The organism is Tenacibaculum mesophilum (genome assembly GCF_003867075.1).
Lineage (GTDB): Bacteria > Bacteroidota > Bacteroidia > Flavobacteriales > Flavobacteriaceae > Polaribacter > Polaribacter mesophilus.
Map to the genome: position 1 here is coordinate 1396410 of NZ_CP032544.1, position 18591 is coordinate 1415000.

Here is an 18591-nt window from a genome sequence, read left to right on the forward strand (position 1 = left end):
ATACTCAAATGTACAATTAAATTTATGAACCACAGTTTTCATAATCGCATTCTTGTGATGTAAATTCAAGTTCAAGAGTAATATGTTCTAAATGAAAATCATCATGCAAAACCTGTTTAATTTCTTGCTTCATTTTATACCATTTTTCCCAAGAGATCTCTTTGTCTTTTAGTACTAAATGAGCTGTAAATACATTATACTCTCCATCCATAGTCCATAAATGACAGTCATGAATACCCTCTACATCTTTCATAGAAACTATTCTTTGTTGAATTTCTTCTACAGAAATATTCTCGGGAGTTCCTTGTAATATAATTCTAATACTCTCCTTAATATTTTTATACACATTATACAGTACAAAACCAGCAATAGCGATAGATAGTACAGGATCTAATACTGGTATATTCCAAAACTGCATTACAATACTTGCAATCAATACTACTCCCCAGCCTAACACATCTTCTAATAAATGTAATGAAACTACTCGTTCATTAATTGAAGTTCCTTTTTTTAACTTCAATACAGCAGCACCATTTACTATAATTCCTAAAACGGCTAACCACATCATGCCTTTGGCATCTGCGCTTTCTGGATTGATAACTCGAGGAATTGCTTCTTTAATAATAAATACTGAGCCTATTACTAATACTATCGAATTAATAATAGCTCCTAAAAGAGAAAATCGTTTATATCCGTAAGAATACTTCTTGTTTGCCTTTTTTGTCGATTTTTTTTGAAAATACCAAGATAGCCCTAAACTTAAGCTATCGCCTAAATCATGCAGTGCATCTGACATAATAGCCAAACTATTGGTATAAAAGCCTCCAATAAATTCAATAATTGTAAAAGCTAGATTAAGAAAAAAAGCTACAGCTATATTCCCTGTAGAGTTTCCATGTGAATGATGGTGATGGTTGTGTCCCATGTTTTTATAAATTGACTTTAAATGTATAAAAAAGATGCATTACAACTAAACAAGCGATTATGGATTAAATAATCGCTTGTTGTTTTGTTAATGGGCATGACCTTCCATTCCGCCTGCCATTTGTAATAACTTTCCTTTTAAAAAGTGTGCTCCTTTAGTTACAATAGTTACGTTGTAATTATCTTCTTTAATTGTTTTTATTGCTACAAATCCATTATCCGAACCTCCAACAGTTACCTCAACAGGTATAAATTCATCTGCTGACTTTTTAACAAAAACAAAATGTTCTCCTTCATTTTCTATGACTGCTTCTTCAGGAACAGCGTATACTTCATCTCCTCCTAACAAAATCTGAGCATTGATAAACATGCCTGCTTTTAATCGATTTTGCTCGTCTTCAAAATGTCCATGCACATTTACTGTTTTTGTTTGTTCATCTACTTTTTGGCTTACTAATTTTATATATCCTTCATAAGTAAGATCTATTCCGGAAGGCTGAAATTCGAACTCATCTCCCTTCTTTATTTTTGTTATATCAGTTCCAAAAACATTTAATTCTGCATGCATATGATCATTATCTATTATTTCCATCATCTCTGAATTAGCTGCTAAAAACATTCCTTTATTCAAATTGTTCTCTACAACATAACCAGAGATTGGAGCCTTTACATATACATATTGTTGAATCCCATTAGCTGCAACTGTAGTAGGTGATAATCCTGCCATTTTTAATTGTGCTACATAGCTATTCGCTAAACTTTTTGCAGATCGATAACTTCCTTCTGCTATTTGAAATGATTTTTTGGAGGTAATATCATTTTCTAACAACATTTTCTTTCTTTCATAATCTGCCTTAGTTACTTTTAACTTATTTATCGCTTCAAGATACGCATATTGTAACTCAATAAAGTTAGGATGCTGTAATACTGCTACTATTTGTCCTTTTTTCACCTTATCACCAGGCAACAAATCTGTTTTATAAACAAACGCTTCCAAAGGGGCATATATAGTGGCTTTGCTTTGTGGTGGCACCTCTATTGTTCCGGTTACTGCTACTTTTTCTCTAATCTTTCTCTTTTCGATTGTAGCTGTCTCTATTTTAGCTGTTACAATTTGTTGTTGGGTTAAATGAATTCCATTTTCATTATGATCTTCATCGTTCGTTACATTTTGTGTTGTTTTCTCTGCTGTTGCATGGTCGTGATCTGAATGATCTTCTTTTGTTGAGTTACAACTAACAACAATAATGATAGTTACTAATATTATTACTAATTTTTTCATGTGTATATTTTTATTCTTTTATATAAAACTCGTAGGCTATTACAGTTTGGTTAAAATTATTAACCAGTGATAAATAGTTTTGCATTACCTGAAAATAAGCGGTAAAACTCTGATTATATTGGTAGGCATCAATCTCTCCTACTTTATAAGCTAGTGCTAGCTTTTTTATAAACTTTTGCGCTTGTGTAACTGTTGAGTGAATACTTACCAACTCTTCATTTAAATACGTAAGCTGTTCTTGTAAGCTTTTATAATTATTCTGAATTACCATAGCTTTGTTATTATTCTCATAAGCTATTTCTTCTTGTATAATTTTTTGCTCTTTTATTTTTGCATTATTAGACCAAAAAGAAAGTGGAATATTTACTCCTACATTAAAACCTGTATAGCTGTTCTCATTTCCTGTTTTTCTATTAATTACACCAGCTGTTAATGCAGGAAAATATGTTGATTTTGCTACAGACACACCTTTAGCAGCTACCTTATTTTGTTGCTCTAAACTTTTGATAAAGTCTTTTGACAACGAATCTTTTTGAATTAAAAAGTCCTTTTTTTGAGGTAGTTTTTCAAGCGGTTGTATCAAATAATCAATTTGTAATAATTGCTTTAATTCATTTTCTACTTGAATGAAATCTTTGTATACTTTATTCTTTTGTGACTGTACTCCTAACGATTGTAAAGAGGTTAAATCGTTTTCTAATCCTCCTATTTCTCCAGATGCATGCAACTTATCAGCTATTTCTTTTATTTGATTGGTACTAAGCTGTTGCTCTTCCATTAGCGATAACAATCCATATAAGTAATTCCACTGTTGGTATAAACTTCTAGCCTTTCTTACTGTTTCTTTCTTTGTTATATTATTATTAATCGTTGCTAAAGTATTTTTCTCTTTAGCCAACTTCTTTTTTTGAATATGCGTTAAAATAGAACCGAAATTCTGATTTACAGACCATTCTTTTTCCGCTATGCCATTGGCTACACCAACATCTTGGTATTGAACTGTTGTTGGGTTCAATTCAATCGCTTTACTTATACCTACTTTCGATTTTTCAATAGATAAAGCTGACTTTTTCATCAATACCGATTTTTGCAACGCTAATTCAATAACTTGCTGTTCTGTTAACTTTTGAGGCACTTCTTGTGCTTGAACTCCAAAAACTCCAATTGCAAATACTACTACAGTTACTATACTCTTTTTCGCTTTTAAGTTTACTTTCTTTTCAAAAAGCATATACAACACAGGTAAAATAAGCAAGGTTAGTAAAGTTGCCGACACCAATCCTCCTATTACCACAGTAGCCAAAGGCTTTTGTACCTCTGCTCCTGCTGAGGATGATAATGCCATAGGTAAAAACCCTAATGAAGCCACAGCTGCGGTCATAATAACAGGACGCAAACGTACAGATGTCCCTTTTTTTACAATCTCTGTAAGGTCTGATATTCCAATGGTTTTTAAACGATTAAACTCAGCAATTAAAACAATTCCGTTTAGCACCGCTACACCAAATAAGGCTATAAAACCTACTCCTGCTGAAATTGAAAAAGGCATTCCACGTAACCATAAGGCGAAAATTCCACCAATAGCAGACATAGGTATGGCAGTAAATATCAATACACTTTGTTTAATAGATTTAAACGTAAAATACAATAACAAAAAGATGAGTAATAGCGCTACTGGTACTGCAACGCCTAATCTGGCACGAGCTTCTTCTAAGTTTTTAAACGTTCCGCCATAGGTAATATAGTACCCTGGGTCGAATGCTATCTTATCTGAGACTTTACCTTTTAGTTCTTTAACTATACTAGCTACATCACGTCCTCTTACATTAAAACCAACTGTTATTCTACGTTTAGCATCATCTCTTTGAATTTGATTTGGTCCCGTTTTAAAATCTACAGACGCTACTGCTGTTAACGGAATTTGTGCCCCGGTTGGAGTTGTAATGTATAGTTTACGAATATCTTCTATACTAGCTCTTCTGTTTTTTGCTAAACGCACTACCAAATCGTAACGCTTTTCACCTTCATATACTGATCCTGCACTTTGACCTGCAAAAGCTGCATTAACAGTCGTATTTACATCTTCAATGTTGAGTCCATAATAGGCTAACTGACTTCTGTTATAATCAATTACAATTTGCTGTAATCCCGTCATTTTTTCAACATACACATCTTCTGCTCCTGCTACACCTGGAATAATTCTACTTAACTGATTGGCATATTTTACCAATCTGTCTAAATCTTCTCCATAAATCTTAAGTACAACATCTTGCCTAGCACCTGTCATCAACTCATTAAATCGCATTTGAATAGGCTGTTGAAAACCGAAAGAAACACCTAGCATGTTTTCATCCAACAATTGTTGCATTTTTTCTGTCAGTTCATTCTTGGTGCTAGCTTTTGTCCATTCCTCTTTCTCTTTTAAAATAATAATGATGTCTGAAGCCTCTATTGGCATAGGGTCTGTAGGAATTTCAGAAGAACCTATTCTACTAACTATTTGCTCTATTTCGTCTGGAAATTCCTTTATTAACAGCGCTGATGCTTGGTTGGAAACATCAATAGTATACGACAGCGAACTTCCTGTTGATACAGTAGTTTGTACTGCCAAATCTCCTTCATCCAAAGAAGGAATAAACTCTGACCCCATTTTAGAAAAAGTGACTAAACTGAGTATAAAAATAGCGACTGAACCTATCACTACTTTTACTTTATGAGTTAGCACAAAGTTGAGTATTGGGGTGTATACATTTTGTATCGCTGTTATAATTTTATCTGAAATATTCTCCTTGTTATTGATTGTTTTCTTTAAAAACAACGAACTCATCATAGGTACATAAGTAAGCGATAGTAAAAAGGCTCCTAAAATTGCAAAACTTACGGTTAATGCCATTGGTTTAAACATTTTTCCTTCAATACCTACCAAGGCAAGAATTGGTAAGTACACAATAAGGATAATGATTTCTCCAAATGCTGCACTTGTTCTTATTTTTGAAGCCGATTCGTACACTTCATCATCCATTTGGTCTTGGGTTAATTGGGTTTCTGATTTTTTTAACCCTAAATGATGTAGTGTTGCTTCTACAATAATTACAGAACCGTCTACGATAATACCAAAATCGATAGCTCCTAAACTCATTAAGTTTCCAGAAACGCCAAACACGTTCATTAAACTAATAGCAAACAGCATTGCTAACGGGATAACCGACGCTACAATTAACCCCGCTCGTAAGTTTCCTAACAGCAACACCAAAATAAAAATGACAATTAAAGCCCCTTCAATAAGGTTGGTTGATACCGTTTTTATGGCTTTGTCTACTAATTTAGTTCTATCTAAAAAGGGTTTTATGGCAACTCCTTCTGGCAAACTTTTTTCTATTTGTGCTATTCTTTCTTTTACATTCTCAATCACTTTTGAAGAATTGGCTCCTTTTAACATCATAACAATAGCACCTACCACTTCTCCGTCAGTATTTCTTGTCATTGCGCCATATCGTACCGCATGCCCTAACTGAACTTTCCCTATATCTTTCATCAGTATAGGTGTTCCGTTTATATTGTTTTTTATGACAATATTCTGAATGTCTTCTGGAGTTTTTATTAATCCTTCACTTCTAATAAAGTACGCTTTCGGGTTTTTATCAATATATGCTCCTCCTGTATTTTGATTGTTCTTAGATAATGCCTCAAAAACCTCGTTTATACTAACATTTAACGATTGCAAGCGTTCTGGTTCAATAGCTACTTCATATTGCTTTAAAAAGCCTCCAAAGCTACTTACATCAGCTACTCCTTCAATTCCTAAGAGTTGGCGACGAACAATCCAATCTTGAATAGAGCGTAACTCCATTGCATCGTATTGTTTTTCGTATCCTTCTTTGGTATATAACGTATATTGATAAATTTCACCCAATCCTGTGGTCACTGGTGCCATTTCTGGTGTTCCTACTCCATCAGGAATTTGATTTTTGGCTTCTATCAACCGTTCACTAATTTGTTGACGCGCCCAATAAATATCGGTACTTTCTTTAAAAACGATTGTAACGACACTTAATCCAAATCGAGAGAAAGAACGAATTTCTTCGATATCTGGAATGTTTGACATGGTAATTTCTATAGGAAACGTCACTAAACGTTCTATATCTTGGGCTGATTGTGAAGGTGCTGATGTTATTATTTGCACCTGATTATTGGTAATATCTGGTACAGCATCAATAGGTAATTGTTTTAGAGAGTAAATTCCCCAGCCTATTAATGCCACAACCAATGCTCCAATAATCAATTTATTTTTAATTGAAAATTTGATAATGTTATCTAACATTTTGTATTGATTTAATTCTAGTGTAACATAATTTCTACCGGTTATTATTAAATAATCGGCACAACAGTTTGTAGTTCTTGTTTACACAAGAGCTACTGCTGTTAGTAATAGTAAAATAGAATTAAAACTTTGGTGGCTGGAAAATAGCCGATAAGTATGAATTATAATAGGTGTTTCTATAGAAGTTAATACGGTTTCTTACTTCTAAGAAAATAGGAATATTATAACTATAGTCAGTCGGAATAAAATCTGCTGTAATTGTAATTACGTTACAATGATGGTGGTGTTCTTTGTTTTTTTCTTCTTCTGTATCATTTTCATGATGTTCATCTTGATGCAAAGTATTAAAACTTTCAACATGAACCTCAGTTTCGCTTTCAAAAACAATAGCATCTACATGTGCTTCTAAAGGAGGCACAATTAACAGTAAAGTTAATAATATGATGATGCTTTTTTTCACTAATCTAGTTTAGAGTTACAAAATTATAAAATTTTATGAACCTTCTTTATCCAATCTGTCTTTAACGTATTCAATTTTTGTTTTACCATGCGCAAAAGGGCTTCCTTCTTCATCCAAACTTACCATAACAATTTTATCAATTGCGATAATTGTTTTTCGAGTTATTTTGTTACGAACCTCACAGCTTAAGGTAATAGATGTTGTTCCAAACTTTACTACATCAATTCCTATTTCTACAATGTCTCCTTGCTTTGCTGAACTAACAAAATTTATTTCAGACATAAACTTGGTTACTGTTTTAGGAATTTCTAGCTGAATAATAGCATATAACGCTACTTCTTCATCAATCCATTGTAATAATCGTCCTCCGAAAAGTGTTCCGTTAGGATTTAAATCTTCTGGTTTTACCCATTTACGTGTATGAAATCTCATTGTATTTATTGTTCTATATTTTTAGCTTCAAAAGCTACTAAATCGTTATTTACAAAAGTAAAGGTTATTTGTATAGGATTGCAACATACCTCACAATCTTCTACATACGTTTCAGACGTACTAGCGTCCAGTAACATGGAAATTTCTTCCCAACAATATGGACATTGAAAAAAGTGCTCATACATCATATTTTATTATAATTTTTACCAATTATTTTTTATTAACTGGTTCTGTAACTGGCGGACCTAATTCACAAGGATATTCAACAGTTGTTGTAATATAGTTTCCACTTCCATCAGGTCTATCATAGGTAAACTCACACATTTCTTCTTCATCTGAACAACCGTTAAAAACTAGACAAATAGTACTCAAAAGTAGTGCTTTTATTAACTTTTTATTCATTTTTTTTATATTTTACCATAGTATTTTCTAACAAACCACTCTATTGATAGTAAAACTATAATCAGTAATAATAACCATTTCCAATCAACTAAACTTTGTTTTTTGGTAATAGACTTTTGAGTGGTATAAAAAGATGCATCTTCTTGTATCTTTTTTAATAATTCGTCAACTTTATCTACATAAGCAATTGCTCCTTTTGTTTTTAACGCTAGCTGTTCTAATTTTTTAAAATTAGCATTGGTAAATTGCTCTTCTATCTGATAATCTTCAATTTTAAACCTCCCTGAGCTACTTATATTTTGATTCTTTACAGTTACTGTATATGAATATTCTCCTGAGGCTAACCCTTCAACAGCAACTTGATATGAGTTATTAAATAAAGAAAACGGAATACTCTTTTTAGCCTTTGTTTCTAGATTAGTCACTGTCAACTCCAAAGATGCTCTGCTATCAAACTGATAGTTTTTATCAACATAAAATGCACTTATAGTTATGGGTTCATTAACTGCATACAAACGTTGCGCTTTTACATCTAAACGTTTTCTCTTTTTGGTGGATGCTAAATACTGAACCAAATTTCCTACAAACGTATCAAAGCTTTCAAAGTTTTTCTCTTTTAAATAACTGGCAACTCTCCATTTCCAAATACCCTCACCAAATAGTACTGTATACTTTTTATCATTTTCTTCAAAAGTTGATAATAACGGTTGAGTGGTTTCTACTCCTGCATACTTCTGATACAACAAGCTTTGAGATTCTTTTTTAAACTGTACTTCTCCAAACTTATCTTGTAGTGGTGGAAATTGACTAAAACCTATATTCTCTTGATAAAAAGTTAAAAAATCTGCATTGTAAATAGCAGTGTATTCTTCTTTTTGATTAATGGCTCTTTTTTGAACTCCCAAACCTTGACTATTCAAAAAGTTCCAATCTGTTTTAGTTCCTGAAACCAGTAAAAAATTAGATGGTATTTTTTCTAAAGTGGTTTTAAAGTAGCTGTTAGGTTGATACAAAACAAAAAACTGATACGCATCTAAGTTTATATTCTTATCCTGTATCAAAGCAATATCTACCTTACGTTGTTTATTGCTCTCAATCGCTTTTTTAAGTGCTCCTAAATCTGGGTGTAAAAAAGAACTTAATAGTAAAACCTTGGTTTGTTCATCTAAAACTTCAACTGAAAAGCTTTTATAATTGTTCTTCGTGTTTTTTTCATTCGCTATACTACTTATCGATGCTGTGTAATAGTGTACTCCTTTGGTATTAGACACTAAATTAGCAGTAACAGTTTGCACAGGATTTTCTGGTGAAAAACGTACTCTTTTTGAAAAAACTCTGTTCCCGTTTTTTACGATTGAAAAAGTAGTATTCACCGTTTCTTTTCCTTCATAATACAACAATGCTTCTACAGGGAACTTGTTCTTTACATAGCTATACTTATTCACATTTAACTGCGATATTTGAATATCTTGATACTTAATGGTATCCCCTATAACTATGGGAAATATTTTATGTTTTGCTGATGAAAACTCATAATCGTTTCCTTGTGTTTGATTTCCATCAGTTATTAAAATAGTAGCTGCATTTTTATCTTTATTCAACTCATTAACAGCATCAATTGCTTTTGAAATATTGGTTTGTGTTTCAGCAAACGATAAACTATCCAACACCTTAATATCATTCCCAAACGAAAAATATTGTACGTCAAATTTATCTTGAAGTTCTTCGTTGCTTTCTACTTTTGATATTAATTCTTGAACCTTTTTTTCTTCTTTAAAAAATTGAGTGGATAACGAATTATCTACCAATACAGATAACACCGGTTTTATGTTTTCTGTTTCAAGAGTTGTTATCTTCGGATTAATGAGTAGCAACCCAATTAAAAAAAGACTTAGAGCTTTTAAGCTAAAAAGTAAGATATGTACTTTCGGAGTTCTTTTTACCTTATAGAAATATTGAAAAAAAGCAATGGCTACGCTTATTAATACGGCTAATACAATGTAAATTATAGTTATTGACTCCACTCAGCTTATTTTAGTATGTGAAGATAAAAATATCTAACAAATAAAAAGACCTTTTCTTCTTTTTCATTTATGACTTGAATCATAAAAAACTAATTATCAGTTATATAATTTTATCAAAACTATTATATTATGGTAACTACTGAAAACTTAACCGCTGAAAAAACAATTCAAAAAACAAATAGCATGGGAATTAAGGCTTACATCAATAAAAAAATTGCTGAAGGAGAACGAAATAGCATTGGTGTATCTATTATATTAATTACCGTAGGCTCTATGATTGCCTCCATAACAGCTGCTTTAGCCGTAAATGGTGACGTTAATTTATTTGCCCTAATTTTTGCTTGTGTAACCGCTATGGGAGCTAACGCTGCTGCTATAAGTCAACGCCCTTTTAAAATAATTGCATGGGCATTTATTATCAATATACTCGGTAATATTTCGTTGATTTTTTACCTACTTATGTCGTAGTTGTAGGCTTCGGCTTTGCTTCAAACATTCTAAAAAAGAGCATAGAAGCTATGTTTCGTGCTCTTTCTTTAGCTTCATGCGCTTTTACTCCATCAAAAAGTTCATCAACCGTTTCAAACCACAATTGCAGCCAGCGTCCAAAGTGTTCCTGATAAATAGCATACTCAAAATCCCTATCTACATCTTTGTGTGCTTTCATCGGGTTTCCTTTAAACTTTCTAACAAAAAACAAATTCGTTTCCCAAAAATCGGTGAGTTTTTGTAAATGAGGTTCCCAGGTTTCTTCTGGTATTGTTTTCAAAAATATAGGGCCTATAAAATCATCCTTTCTAATTTTATCGTTATAAAAAGTTGATACTAACTTATACACATCTTCCCTATTTTCTATGTCTCTTTTATCCATTTACAAATTGTTCTTGAAATACGCTACAAAAGTATATCTTTATGCTATTGCAATTTATGACTTAAATCATAATGATTCCAGAAGAACTCTTATTAAAATATACTGCTGAAACGAAACGTTTTCAAAAAGACGAAATTATTTTCTCTGAAAAACAAACCGCACACTACTACTACCAAATAGTAAGCGGGGTGGTTAAAATGAATAATTTTAATGATGATGGTAAAGAGTTTATTCAGGGAGTATTTTATAAAAACCAAAGTTTTGGTGAACCACCTTTGTTTATAGATGTAAAATATCCTGCCAATGCGGTGGCTATTTCTGATAGTACGATTCTAGCCTTATCTAAAAACAACCTGTTTAAATTATTGCAAGATAATCCTGAAACTCACTTAAAAATCACCCAAAGTTTAGCAAAACGCTTGTATTACAAAGCTATTATTGCTTCTGAAATATCGAGTCAAGAACCTGCGCACAGAGTGCTTCGATTTATTGATTACTTAAAAGACGATGTATATAAGGTTGAAGGAAAGTACTCCTTTAAAGTAGCCTATACACGTCAGCAAATAGCTGATATTTTAGGTTTGCGCGTAGAAACAGTAATTCGGGTCATAAAATCTTTAGAAAAAAAGGGAGATGTAAAAATTAGTAAACGAAAGGTATATCGTTAAAGCTTGCCTAAAGAGACCACTCAATAAAGTCTGTTACAAATCATAAAAATTAATAGACTTATGGAATTCCGTAAGAATTTGTACCTCCCTTGTAGTAAGTTCGCTGGAATTGTATAATTAGTTAATAAATAACGATAACTCGTTAATAACTTTATTTTAGGTAACCTACTGGTTTTAATATATTTGACAGTATATAAAAATTGCTAAACTTTACGATATCCCATGCTTTTGCCAGGATAAAAGAACTAAAGTTTTACATATAATGAGTTGTAACACATTTGAGAAACAAGCAAAATGACAAAAGAAGATTTAATTAGAAATGCAGAAAGGATAAAGAAAACGTCTAAAGATAACGCACACGGCGGACTAGTAGAAGCTAGAGAATTCTTGAGAATCTATGCTGGTGAAGACAGTTCTTTTTACAAAACTTTAGCGCAGTTAAAAAGTGGCGCATATGACTCTACTAAAACATCAAGAGTTAATGGAGTTTTAACAACGTTTATTGACTTTGTAAATAATGACCTTTTGAGAAGTATCTCTCTGGAAAGAGAAATTCAAATTGATACCGTTTCTGATTATTTGGAACAAGCTGAAAAACTTTTAAACGACAAAAAAGTTCATCCAGCTGCACCTGCCGTAATAATTGGAGCATCATTGGAAGAATTTTTAAGAAACTGGCTTGAGGATAGTGGATTTGACATCACAACCATAAAAAACAGTCTTGATGCTTACTCTACTGAATTAAAAAAACAGAACAAAATATCAAAACAAGATTTGAAGGACATTGTTTCTTGGAGTGGAACTAGAAATGATGCTGCGCACGGGCATTGGGAAAGTGTTGAGGATAGAAAAAGAATTAAATTAATGTTAGAAAGTGTAAATTTATTTATGAGAAAATATTCGGAATAAAAACGTGTTACAACAAAGAACTGAGGTAAAAAACAAGTACATTTTATACTTTTTTAAACCAACGTACTTTTATAATTTGCGTCATAAGGCAAACCACTCTTTACAATGGCAAAAGCTTGTTTTAGTAGCTTATTACACACCGCTATTAAAGCTAGTTTTTTACTCTTACCTTTAGCAACTATTCGGTCATAAAGTTCTCTACATGCTTTGTTGTATTTACAAGCATTAAAGCTACACATAAATAATAAATTTCTAAGCTTTGGATTCCCCATTTTACTTATTCGAGGGCGTCCTTTTATACTACTGCCTGATTCTCTAATAGTGGGTGTAATACCTGCGTAACTACACAACTCTTTTGCTGAAGTAAAACGCTTAAATCCATCGGTAAAAACTAATAACATTAATGCTGTTTTACCCCCTATTCCTGGAATAGACTTTAATAAAGTTATTTCTTCTTGATAACTCTTTTTTACGTTCTCTAGCAACAAATCTTCTAATTTAACTATCTCTTTTTGTATGTTTTTCAGCTGCCTTTTTAAGGAATTAACTACCAATTTTGAGGGAGTTCCTAATACTGATTCGCCATGAAGCTTGTTCTTTAATTGAGTAGATTGTTTCGTATAAACACTCAACAAACGTACTATTTGTAAACATTCTTGTTGTTCCTTACTATCTCCTTTCCATATAGAAGGAGATTGACTTACGCCATAATTATATAACTGCTTTGCATCACTCTTATCCGTCTTTACTTTTGATAAATTCATCTGAATAAAACGCTTAACCTTCAACGGATTTTCTACCGATAACAAAACTCCTTTTTCTGTTAAAAAATAAGCTAAGCGTACATGATAATATCCTGTAGCTTCCATTATACAATGTGTTAAATCAGTTGTGATTAACAACAGCTCTTTAAAACCTGATGCATCATTTTTAAACTGATACCAATTTCCTTGATAATCATATACATCTAAAACGTCTTTACTTACATCGATTCCTAAAAATTGTTTATTTTTACTCATAAGAAAAAAGGATTGGAAAGAAAATAACTACTATCAATTAAACAACTTGAAATCGAGATCTTGGTCTCACAGAACTGAACGAATTCGAAGTAGTAAAAGCGTAGGGATTATCAATGTTGACGAAATCTAGGTTTCAACGTATATCATAACCTTACTCTACGCTTTTTTCTTTCTGGTTTTTATTACTAAATTTAAACAATTGCTAACTTAAGATGTATAATCGCAATTACGGCGGATTCGACTACGTCCGAATCCACTCGGAATTGCTAACGTCTGTGCTAAACCGAAAATTAACGCATATTAACCCTAACTGACGGTTATACGAGACCGTTGTAATAATGCATGAAACTCATCGATTAAAAATAAACTATAGGATATTATGACAATAGACGAATGGAAAAAATTATATAGAATTCTAGATAATGAACACTCAACGTTCTTGTTAGAATATCCAACAATGAGAAATGGAAAGAATAAAAAAATAAGAGGGGATGCCGAAAGAAAAGTAAATAATAGCATCCGACTTTCTTGTACTTGGATTCAAAAATATGAAGAAGCTTTTAACCTTTTGACAGGTGGAGATGAAACTAGCGATTTTGGTAGAGCTATTATTTGGAACGAATTCATAAGACCTAATTATTTTGGAGGCGATATGTCTGAATTTCTAGAAAAAATAAAGAAGAAAATAGATTTATTAGAGAAAGAAAACAATTAAAAAATTACGGATAAAATGAACTTTACAAAATATGATTTAGGAAATAAAAAAAGAGGAGATGTTGTTGAAATAACATTACAAGGAAGTGCTGCTAACGTCCGACTTATGAATTCTTCTAATTTTCAGAGTTACCGAAATGGAAGAAGACACAGTTATACTGGAGGTTTAGCAAAAAGGTCACCTATCAGATTACAAATCCCAAATTCGGGGCATTGGTATGTAACTATTGATATGCAAGGATTAAGAGGAACTACAAAAAGTTCAATTAGAATGATACCAAATGCTTTACCTGAAATGCGTCAGCCTTCACTTTCCACAGTTCCATCTTTAGTACAAGACCGAGAAAAACCTTCAGAATATGATAATGAAGTTAGAGAATATGATGTTTTCATTTCACACGCTTCAGAAGACAAAGACGAAATTGTTAGACCTTTAGCAATGGCTTTAAAATCAGAAGGTATGAGAGTATGGTATGATGAATTTGAATTAAAAATTGGAGACTCATTAAGAAGAAAAATTGATAAAGGATTGGCTAACAGTCGATTTGGAATTGTTGTTTTGTCAAAAGATTTTATCCGAAAAGGTTGGACCAACTATGAACTTGACGGAATAGTAACAAAAACTGTTTCAGATGAACAAGTTATGCTACCAATTTGGCACAACCTAACAAAAAAAGAGGTAATTGATTACAGTCCATCTTTGGCGGACAAATTAGCGAGAAACACTTCCTCATTTACAGTTGAAGAAATTGCAACGGAAATTGCAGAAGTAATAAATAGTAAATAAAAATATGAAACCAAATCCAAGAGCCGGAATTGCATACATCGCAGGTAGCTTAATTTCTAAAAAAAAATCTTCGTCTATATATGATTATTCACAAGGTAAACATTTAAGTATGAGTGGAGATATTCAGTTAGGTAACGTCAATATTTATGATTACGACCAAGGTTGTCATATTTCTGGAAACGGAAATAATGGAGATTTTTCACTTTATCATTATGGAAATAGTCACCATATTAATCTAAAAATAGAAGGAAATAAATTTAGCGGATATGATTATGGTTCGTCTTGTCATTTTAATGGAACTGTAAACGGAAATTCTATTTCTCTTTACGACTATGGAGAAAGTGCCTATTTTAATTATAATGTATAAAGTGCTATGTACAACAAAGAACTGAGGTAAAAACAAATAAATTTACCTAAACTCTATACCAAAGTGTTTCTACACACTTTATTGAATACTCCCTAAGAAAGCTCACTGATATTACGGCATGCTCCGTTAACACCACGGCACGGGTCGCTGATATTACGGCGTGCTCCGTTAACATCACGGCATAGGTCGCTGATACTACGGCATGCTCCGTTAACATCACGGCATGGGTCGCTGATACTACGGCATACTCCGTTAACACCACGGCATGGGTCGCTGATACTACGGCATGCTCCGTTAACACCGCGGCATGGGTCGCTGATACTACGGCACGCTCCGTTAACACCACGGCATGGGTCGCGGATATTACGGCATCCTCCGTTAACATCACGGCATGGGTCGCTGATGGTTTCGTTGCGTTGAGGAAAACTCAGCGAAGCTCACTTATGGTGACTATCCAATAAGGTGTGTCATAAATAATAAAATTGATAGATTTATAAAACTCCGTAATATTTTATATACATATTGTAGTAAGTTTATTGGAGTTACATAATTAATTAACAAATACCGATTACTCATTAATAACTTTACTTTAAATAACGTATTAGTTTTAATACATTTGAAAACGTATAAAAAAAGGTGGATGCAAAAACTGAAAAGATAAGTATTAAACCATGTTATTCATATCAGAGTTCGTTATGCTTCATATGAACAAAAAACAAAGAAATGGCAGTTCCAAAAAATAAAGAAGAATTGATTTTTGAAATTGAGAATAACTATTCCAAACTGAAAAAGGACTTAGAAAGTATTCCAACGGAACTGACCAAAGAAAAAGAACTCGAAGGACATGCAAAAGAAACTAAAATGAGTGTGTCAGATTTGGTTGCTTATCTTGTTGGTTGGTCTGAACTCGTCCTGAAATGGAATCACCGAAAAGATAAAGGACAAATTGTGGAATTTCCAGAAACAGGATTTAAGTGGAATGAATTAGGGAAACTTGCTCAAAAATTTTATTCTGATTACGAAAATTTTGATTACAAAACACTTCTAACCGAATTGGACAGAAATGTAGGAAAAATATTAGAGTTAATTAAAACGAATGACAACGCAGATTTGTATGAAAAACCTTGGTACGAAAAGTGGACTAAAGGAAAAATGATACAATTAAACACTTCATCACCATACAAAAACGCAAGAAGCAGAGTTCGAAAGTGGAAAAAACAGAATGAAGAAAAAATACGAACTCATAATAATACATAACTGCAATTAAAAATTACTTCTTTTATAATTATAAAAATAACGGGCAAAGGATTAAAAACTACGAGATACAGCAATCCCAAAAATAAGATCAAAAAAAAACCTCAATCTTTAAAAGATTGAGGTTTATAAAGAAAGGCAACGACCTACTCTCCCACCTGTGGCAGTACCATCGGCGCTAATGGGCTTAACTTCTCTGTTCGGAATGGTAAGAGGTGAGCCCCATTGCGATAATCACCTTAAATCGTTTCAGTATATTTCAACTGTAAAAGTTAACATATTAGTAAAATCATATCATAAATTCATCAAAGAGTTTGCTCCCGGCCACTAGGACCGGGATACGTACATAAGCCTATGGGTTATTAGTACTACTCAGCTACATACATTACTGCACTTACACTTATAGCCTATCAACGTGGTGATCTTCCACGACCCTTTAAAGAAATCTCATCTTGTGGTGGGTTTCGCGCTTATATGCTTTCAGCGCTTATCCCTTCCCGACGTAGCTACTCTGCAGTGCCCCTGGCGAGACAACAGATACACTAGAGGTCAGTCCAACTCGGTCCTCTCGTACTAAAGTCAGATCCACTCAAATTTCTAACGCCCACAGCAGATAGAGACCGAACTGTCTCACGACGTTCTGAACCCAGCTCGCGTGCCACTTTAATGGGCGAACAGCCCAACCCTTGGGACCTTCTCCAGCCCCAGGATGTGACGAGCCGACATCGAGGTGCCAAACCCCCCCGTCGATGTGAGCTCTTGGGGGAGATCAGCCTGTTATCCCCGGAGTACCTTTTATCCTTTGAGCGATGGCCCTTCCATGCGGAACCACCGGATCACTATGCTCTACTTTCGTACCTGATCGACCTGTATGTCTCTCAGTCAAGCTCCCTTATGCCATTGCACTCTACGCACGGTTACCAAGCGTGCTGAGGGAACCTTTAGAAGCCTCCGTTACTCTTTTGGAGGCGACCACCCCAGTCAAACTACCCACCACGCACTGTTCTCATTGCTGAGTTAGGCTCTAGATAAGCAAAGGGTGGTATTTCAAGGATGACTCCACAACGCCTAGCGACGCCGCTTCTAAGTCTCCCACCTATCCTACACATTACTTATCCAAAGTCAATACGAAGCTATAGTAAAGGTTCACGGGGTCTTTTCGTCCCGCTGCGGGTAATCGGCATCTTCACCGATACTACAATTTCACCGAGCTCATGGCTGAGACAGTATCCAGATCGTTGCACCATTCGTGCAGGTCGGAACTTACCCGACAAGGAATTTCGCTACCTTAGGACCGTTATAGTTACGGCCGCCGTTTACTGGGGCTTCATTTGATTGCGTCGCCGAAGCTAACAACTCCACTTAACCTTCCAGCACCGGGCAGGTGTCAGGCCTTATACATCATCTTTCAATTTAGCAAAGCCCTGTGTTTTTGATAAACAGTCGCCTGGATCTTTTCACTGCGGCCAACATTGCTGTTGGCGACTCTTCTCCCGAAGTTACGAGTCTATTTTGCCTAGTTCCTTAGCCATGAATCTCTCGAGCACCTTAGAATTCTCATCCCAACTACCTGTGTCGGTTTACGGTACGGGTTCTTATAACCTGAAGCTTAGAGGTTTTTCTTGGAAGTTTTTAGGCACACTATCCACGCATCCGAAGACTTGTGGTACTATCACACTTCAGCTAAACCAGCGGATTTGCCTACCAGTCTAATACCTAAATGTTTCAACGAACTATTCCGTCAGTTCGCGGTGCTTTCAGTACTCCGTCACCCCATCGCAATTATAAGAAGTACAGGAATATTAACCTGTTGTCCATCGACTACTCCCTTCGGATTCGCCTTAGGTCCCGACTAACCCTCAGCTGATTAGCATCGCTGAGGAAACCTTAGTCTTTCGGTGAGGGGGTTTCTCGCCCCCTTTATCGTTACTTATGCCTACATTTTCTTTTCTATACGTTCCAGCATGCCTCACAGCACACCTTCAGCACATATAGAATGCTCCCCTACCACTTTTAAAAGTCCATAGCTTCGGTAATATGTTTATGCCCGATTATTATCCATGCTCGACCGCTCGACTAGTGAGCTGTTACGCACTCTTTAAATGAATGGCTGCTTCCAAGCCAACATCCTAGCTGTCTGGGCAGTCAAACCTCGTT

At 34.1% G+C, this 18591-nt stretch carries 17 protein-coding genes and 2 rRNA genes (1 of these 19 cut by a window edge); 7 read left to right on the plus strand and 12 right to left on the minus strand.

Annotated elements, in window-relative coordinates; all coding sequences use genetic code 11:
- Positions 1 to 22: 22 nt before the first annotated feature.
- From D6200_RS06460 to D6200_RS06495, 8 genes are all read right to left on the minus strand, one after another.
- Positions 23 to 925: a cation diffusion facilitator family transporter gene (locus tag D6200_RS06460; protein WP_073184774.1), complete on the minus strand. Its 903-nt coding sequence runs from the start codon at positions 923 to 925 to the stop codon at positions 23 to 25.
- An 87-nt stretch (positions 926 to 1012) separates the two neighbouring features.
- A complete protein-coding gene (locus tag D6200_RS06465) occupies positions 1013 to 2206 on the minus strand; it encodes an efflux RND transporter periplasmic adaptor subunit (protein ID WP_073184772.1) in 1194 nt (397 codons plus the stop codon).
- A 10-nt stretch (positions 2207 to 2216) separates the two neighbouring features.
- A complete protein-coding gene (locus tag D6200_RS06470; RefSeq protein WP_073184770.1) occupies positions 2217 to 6527 on the minus strand; it encodes a CusA/CzcA family heavy metal efflux RND transporter in 4311 nt (1436 codons plus the stop codon).
- Positions 6528 to 6648: 121 nt separating this feature from the next.
- Entirely contained in the window at positions 6649 to 6987 is a 339-nt protein-coding gene (locus D6200_RS06475) for a hypothetical protein (RefSeq protein WP_047790497.1), read from the minus strand.
- Between the two features lie 33 nt (positions 6988 to 7020).
- Positions 7021 to 7419 (minus strand): acyl-CoA thioesterase, encoded by a 399-nt coding sequence (locus tag D6200_RS06480; protein ID WP_047790498.1) that lies wholly within the window; start codon positions 7417 to 7419, stop codon positions 7021 to 7023.
- Positions 7420 to 7424: 5 nt separating this feature from the next.
- On the minus strand, positions 7425 to 7604 hold the full coding sequence (locus D6200_RS06485) for a CPXCG motif-containing cysteine-rich protein (protein ID WP_073184873.1): 180 nt from the start codon (positions 7602 to 7604) through the stop codon (positions 7425 to 7427).
- Between the two features lie 25 nt (positions 7605 to 7629).
- Positions 7630 to 7821: a hypothetical protein gene (locus D6200_RS06490; RefSeq protein ID WP_073184768.1), complete on the minus strand. Its 192-nt coding sequence runs from the start codon at positions 7819 to 7821 to the stop codon at positions 7630 to 7632.
- A 5-nt stretch (positions 7822 to 7826) separates the two neighbouring features.
- Positions 7827 to 9845 (minus strand): VWA domain-containing protein, encoded by a 2019-nt coding sequence (locus tag D6200_RS06495; protein ID WP_125064384.1) that lies wholly within the window; start codon positions 9843 to 9845, stop codon positions 7827 to 7829.
- A 129-nt stretch (positions 9846 to 9974) separates the two neighbouring features.
- Between D6200_RS06495 and D6200_RS06500 the strand changes: the two genes are divergently transcribed.
- Positions 9975 to 10313, plus strand: a complete 339-nt coding sequence (locus D6200_RS06500; protein WP_073184766.1) for a hypothetical protein — start codon at positions 9975 to 9977, stop codon at positions 10311 to 10313.
- On the opposite strand, the gene D6200_RS06505 is transcribed toward D6200_RS06500, so the two are convergent.
- Complete coding sequence (locus D6200_RS06505) at positions 10303 to 10716, minus strand: group III truncated hemoglobin (RefSeq protein ID WP_073184764.1); 414 nt, start codon at positions 10714 to 10716, stop codon at positions 10303 to 10305. The two genes, D6200_RS06500 and D6200_RS06505, sit on opposite strands and share 11 nt — an antisense overlap.
- Positions 10717 to 10787: 71 nt before the next feature.
- On the opposite strand from D6200_RS06505, the gene D6200_RS06510 reads away from it, so the two are divergent.
- Positions 10788 to 11384 carry a Crp/Fnr family transcriptional regulator gene (locus D6200_RS06510; RefSeq protein ID WP_073184761.1) on the plus strand — a complete coding sequence of 199 codons (597 nt, stop codon included), beginning with the start codon at positions 10788 to 10790 and terminating at the stop codon, positions 11382 to 11384.
- A gap of 294 nt (positions 11385 to 11678) precedes the next feature.
- Entirely contained in the window at positions 11679 to 12293 is a 615-nt protein-coding gene (locus tag D6200_RS06515; RefSeq protein ID WP_073184759.1) for a hypothetical protein, read from the plus strand.
- A 53-nt stretch (positions 12294 to 12346) separates the two neighbouring features.
- Here the strand turns inward: D6200_RS06515 and D6200_RS06520 are convergent, their stop codons facing one another.
- Positions 12347 to 13312, minus strand: a complete 966-nt coding sequence (locus tag D6200_RS06520) for an IS110 family RNA-guided transposase (RefSeq protein WP_073184959.1) — start codon at positions 13310 to 13312, stop codon at positions 12347 to 12349.
- A gap of 379 nt (positions 13313 to 13691) precedes the next feature.
- On the opposite strand from D6200_RS06520, the gene D6200_RS06525 reads away from it, so the two are divergent.
- The 4 genes from D6200_RS06525 (at position 13692) to D6200_RS06545 (ending at position 16437) form a co-directional block, all read left to right on the plus strand.
- Positions 13692 to 14027, plus strand: a complete 336-nt coding sequence (locus D6200_RS06525; protein WP_073184957.1) for a hypothetical protein — start codon at positions 13692 to 13694, stop codon at positions 14025 to 14027.
- A gap of 15 nt (positions 14028 to 14042) precedes the next feature.
- Entirely contained in the window at positions 14043 to 14813 is a 771-nt protein-coding gene (locus D6200_RS06530) for a DUF1883 domain-containing protein (protein WP_073184955.1), read from the plus strand.
- Between the two features lie 4 nt (positions 14814 to 14817).
- Positions 14818 to 15180 (plus strand): hypothetical protein, encoded by a 363-nt coding sequence (locus tag D6200_RS06535; protein WP_073184953.1) that lies wholly within the window; start codon positions 14818 to 14820, stop codon positions 15178 to 15180.
- Positions 15181 to 15903: 723 nt separating this feature from the next.
- On the plus strand, positions 15904 to 16437 hold the full coding sequence (locus D6200_RS06545) for a ClbS/DfsB family four-helix bundle protein (RefSeq protein WP_047790875.1): 534 nt from the start codon (positions 15904 to 15906) through the stop codon (positions 16435 to 16437).
- Between the two features lie 130 nt (positions 16438 to 16567).
- On the opposite strand, the gene rrf is transcribed toward D6200_RS06545, so the two are convergent.
- Positions 16568 to 16676: ribosomal RNA gene (gene rrf, locus D6200_RS06550) — 5S ribosomal RNA — on the minus strand.
- Positions 16677 to 16776: 100 nt separating this feature from the next.
- Positions 16777 to 18591, minus strand: a 23S ribosomal RNA gene (locus D6200_RS06555); it runs 1058 nt beyond the window's last position.

Bases quoted from the DNA above. Each gene is read 5' to 3' on its own strand.
- D6200_RS06460 (WP_073184774.1), bottom strand. From the start codon at position 925: ATGGGACACAACCATCACCATCATTCACATGGAAACTCTACAGGGAAT.
- D6200_RS06465 (WP_073184772.1), bottom strand. From the start codon at position 2,206: ATGAAAAAATTAGTAATAATATTAGTAACTATCATTATTGTTGTTAGT.
- D6200_RS06470 (WP_073184770.1), bottom strand. From the start codon at position 6,527: ATGTTAGATAACATTATCAAATTTTCAATTAAAAATAAATTGATTATT.
- D6200_RS06480 (WP_047790498.1), bottom strand. From the start codon at position 7,419: ATGAGATTTCATACACGTAAATGGGTAAAACCAGAAGATTTAAATCCT.
- D6200_RS06485 (WP_073184873.1), bottom strand. From the start codon at position 7,604: ATGTATGAGCACTTTTTTCAATGTCCATATTGTTGGGAAGAAATTTCC.
- D6200_RS06490 (WP_073184768.1), bottom strand. From the start codon at position 7,821: ATGAATAAAAAGTTAATAAAAGCACTACTTTTGAGTACTATTTGTCTA.
- D6200_RS06500 (WP_073184766.1), top strand. From the start codon at position 9,975: ATGGTAACTACTGAAAACTTAACCGCTGAAAAAACAATTCAAAAAACA.
- D6200_RS06505 (WP_073184764.1), bottom strand. From the start codon at position 10,716: ATGGATAAAAGAGACATAGAAAATAGGGAAGATGTGTATAAGTTAGTA.
- D6200_RS06510 (WP_073184761.1), top strand. From the start codon at position 10,788: ATGATTCCAGAAGAACTCTTATTAAAATATACTGCTGAAACGAAACGT.
- D6200_RS06515 (WP_073184759.1), top strand. From the start codon at position 11,679: ATGACAAAAGAAGATTTAATTAGAAATGCAGAAAGGATAAAGAAAACG.
- D6200_RS06520 (WP_073184959.1), bottom strand. From the start codon at position 13,312: ATGAGTAAAAATAAACAATTTTTAGGAATCGATGTAAGTAAAGACGTT.
- D6200_RS06525 (WP_073184957.1), top strand. From the start codon at position 13,692: ATGACAATAGACGAATGGAAAAAATTATATAGAATTCTAGATAATGAA.
- D6200_RS06530 (WP_073184955.1), top strand. From the start codon at position 14,043: ATGAACTTTACAAAATATGATTTAGGAAATAAAAAAAGAGGAGATGTT.
- D6200_RS06535 (WP_073184953.1), top strand. From the start codon at position 14,818: ATGAAACCAAATCCAAGAGCCGGAATTGCATACATCGCAGGTAGCTTA.
- D6200_RS06545 (WP_047790875.1), top strand. From the start codon at position 15,904: ATGGCAGTTCCAAAAAATAAAGAAGAATTGATTTTTGAAATTGAGAAT.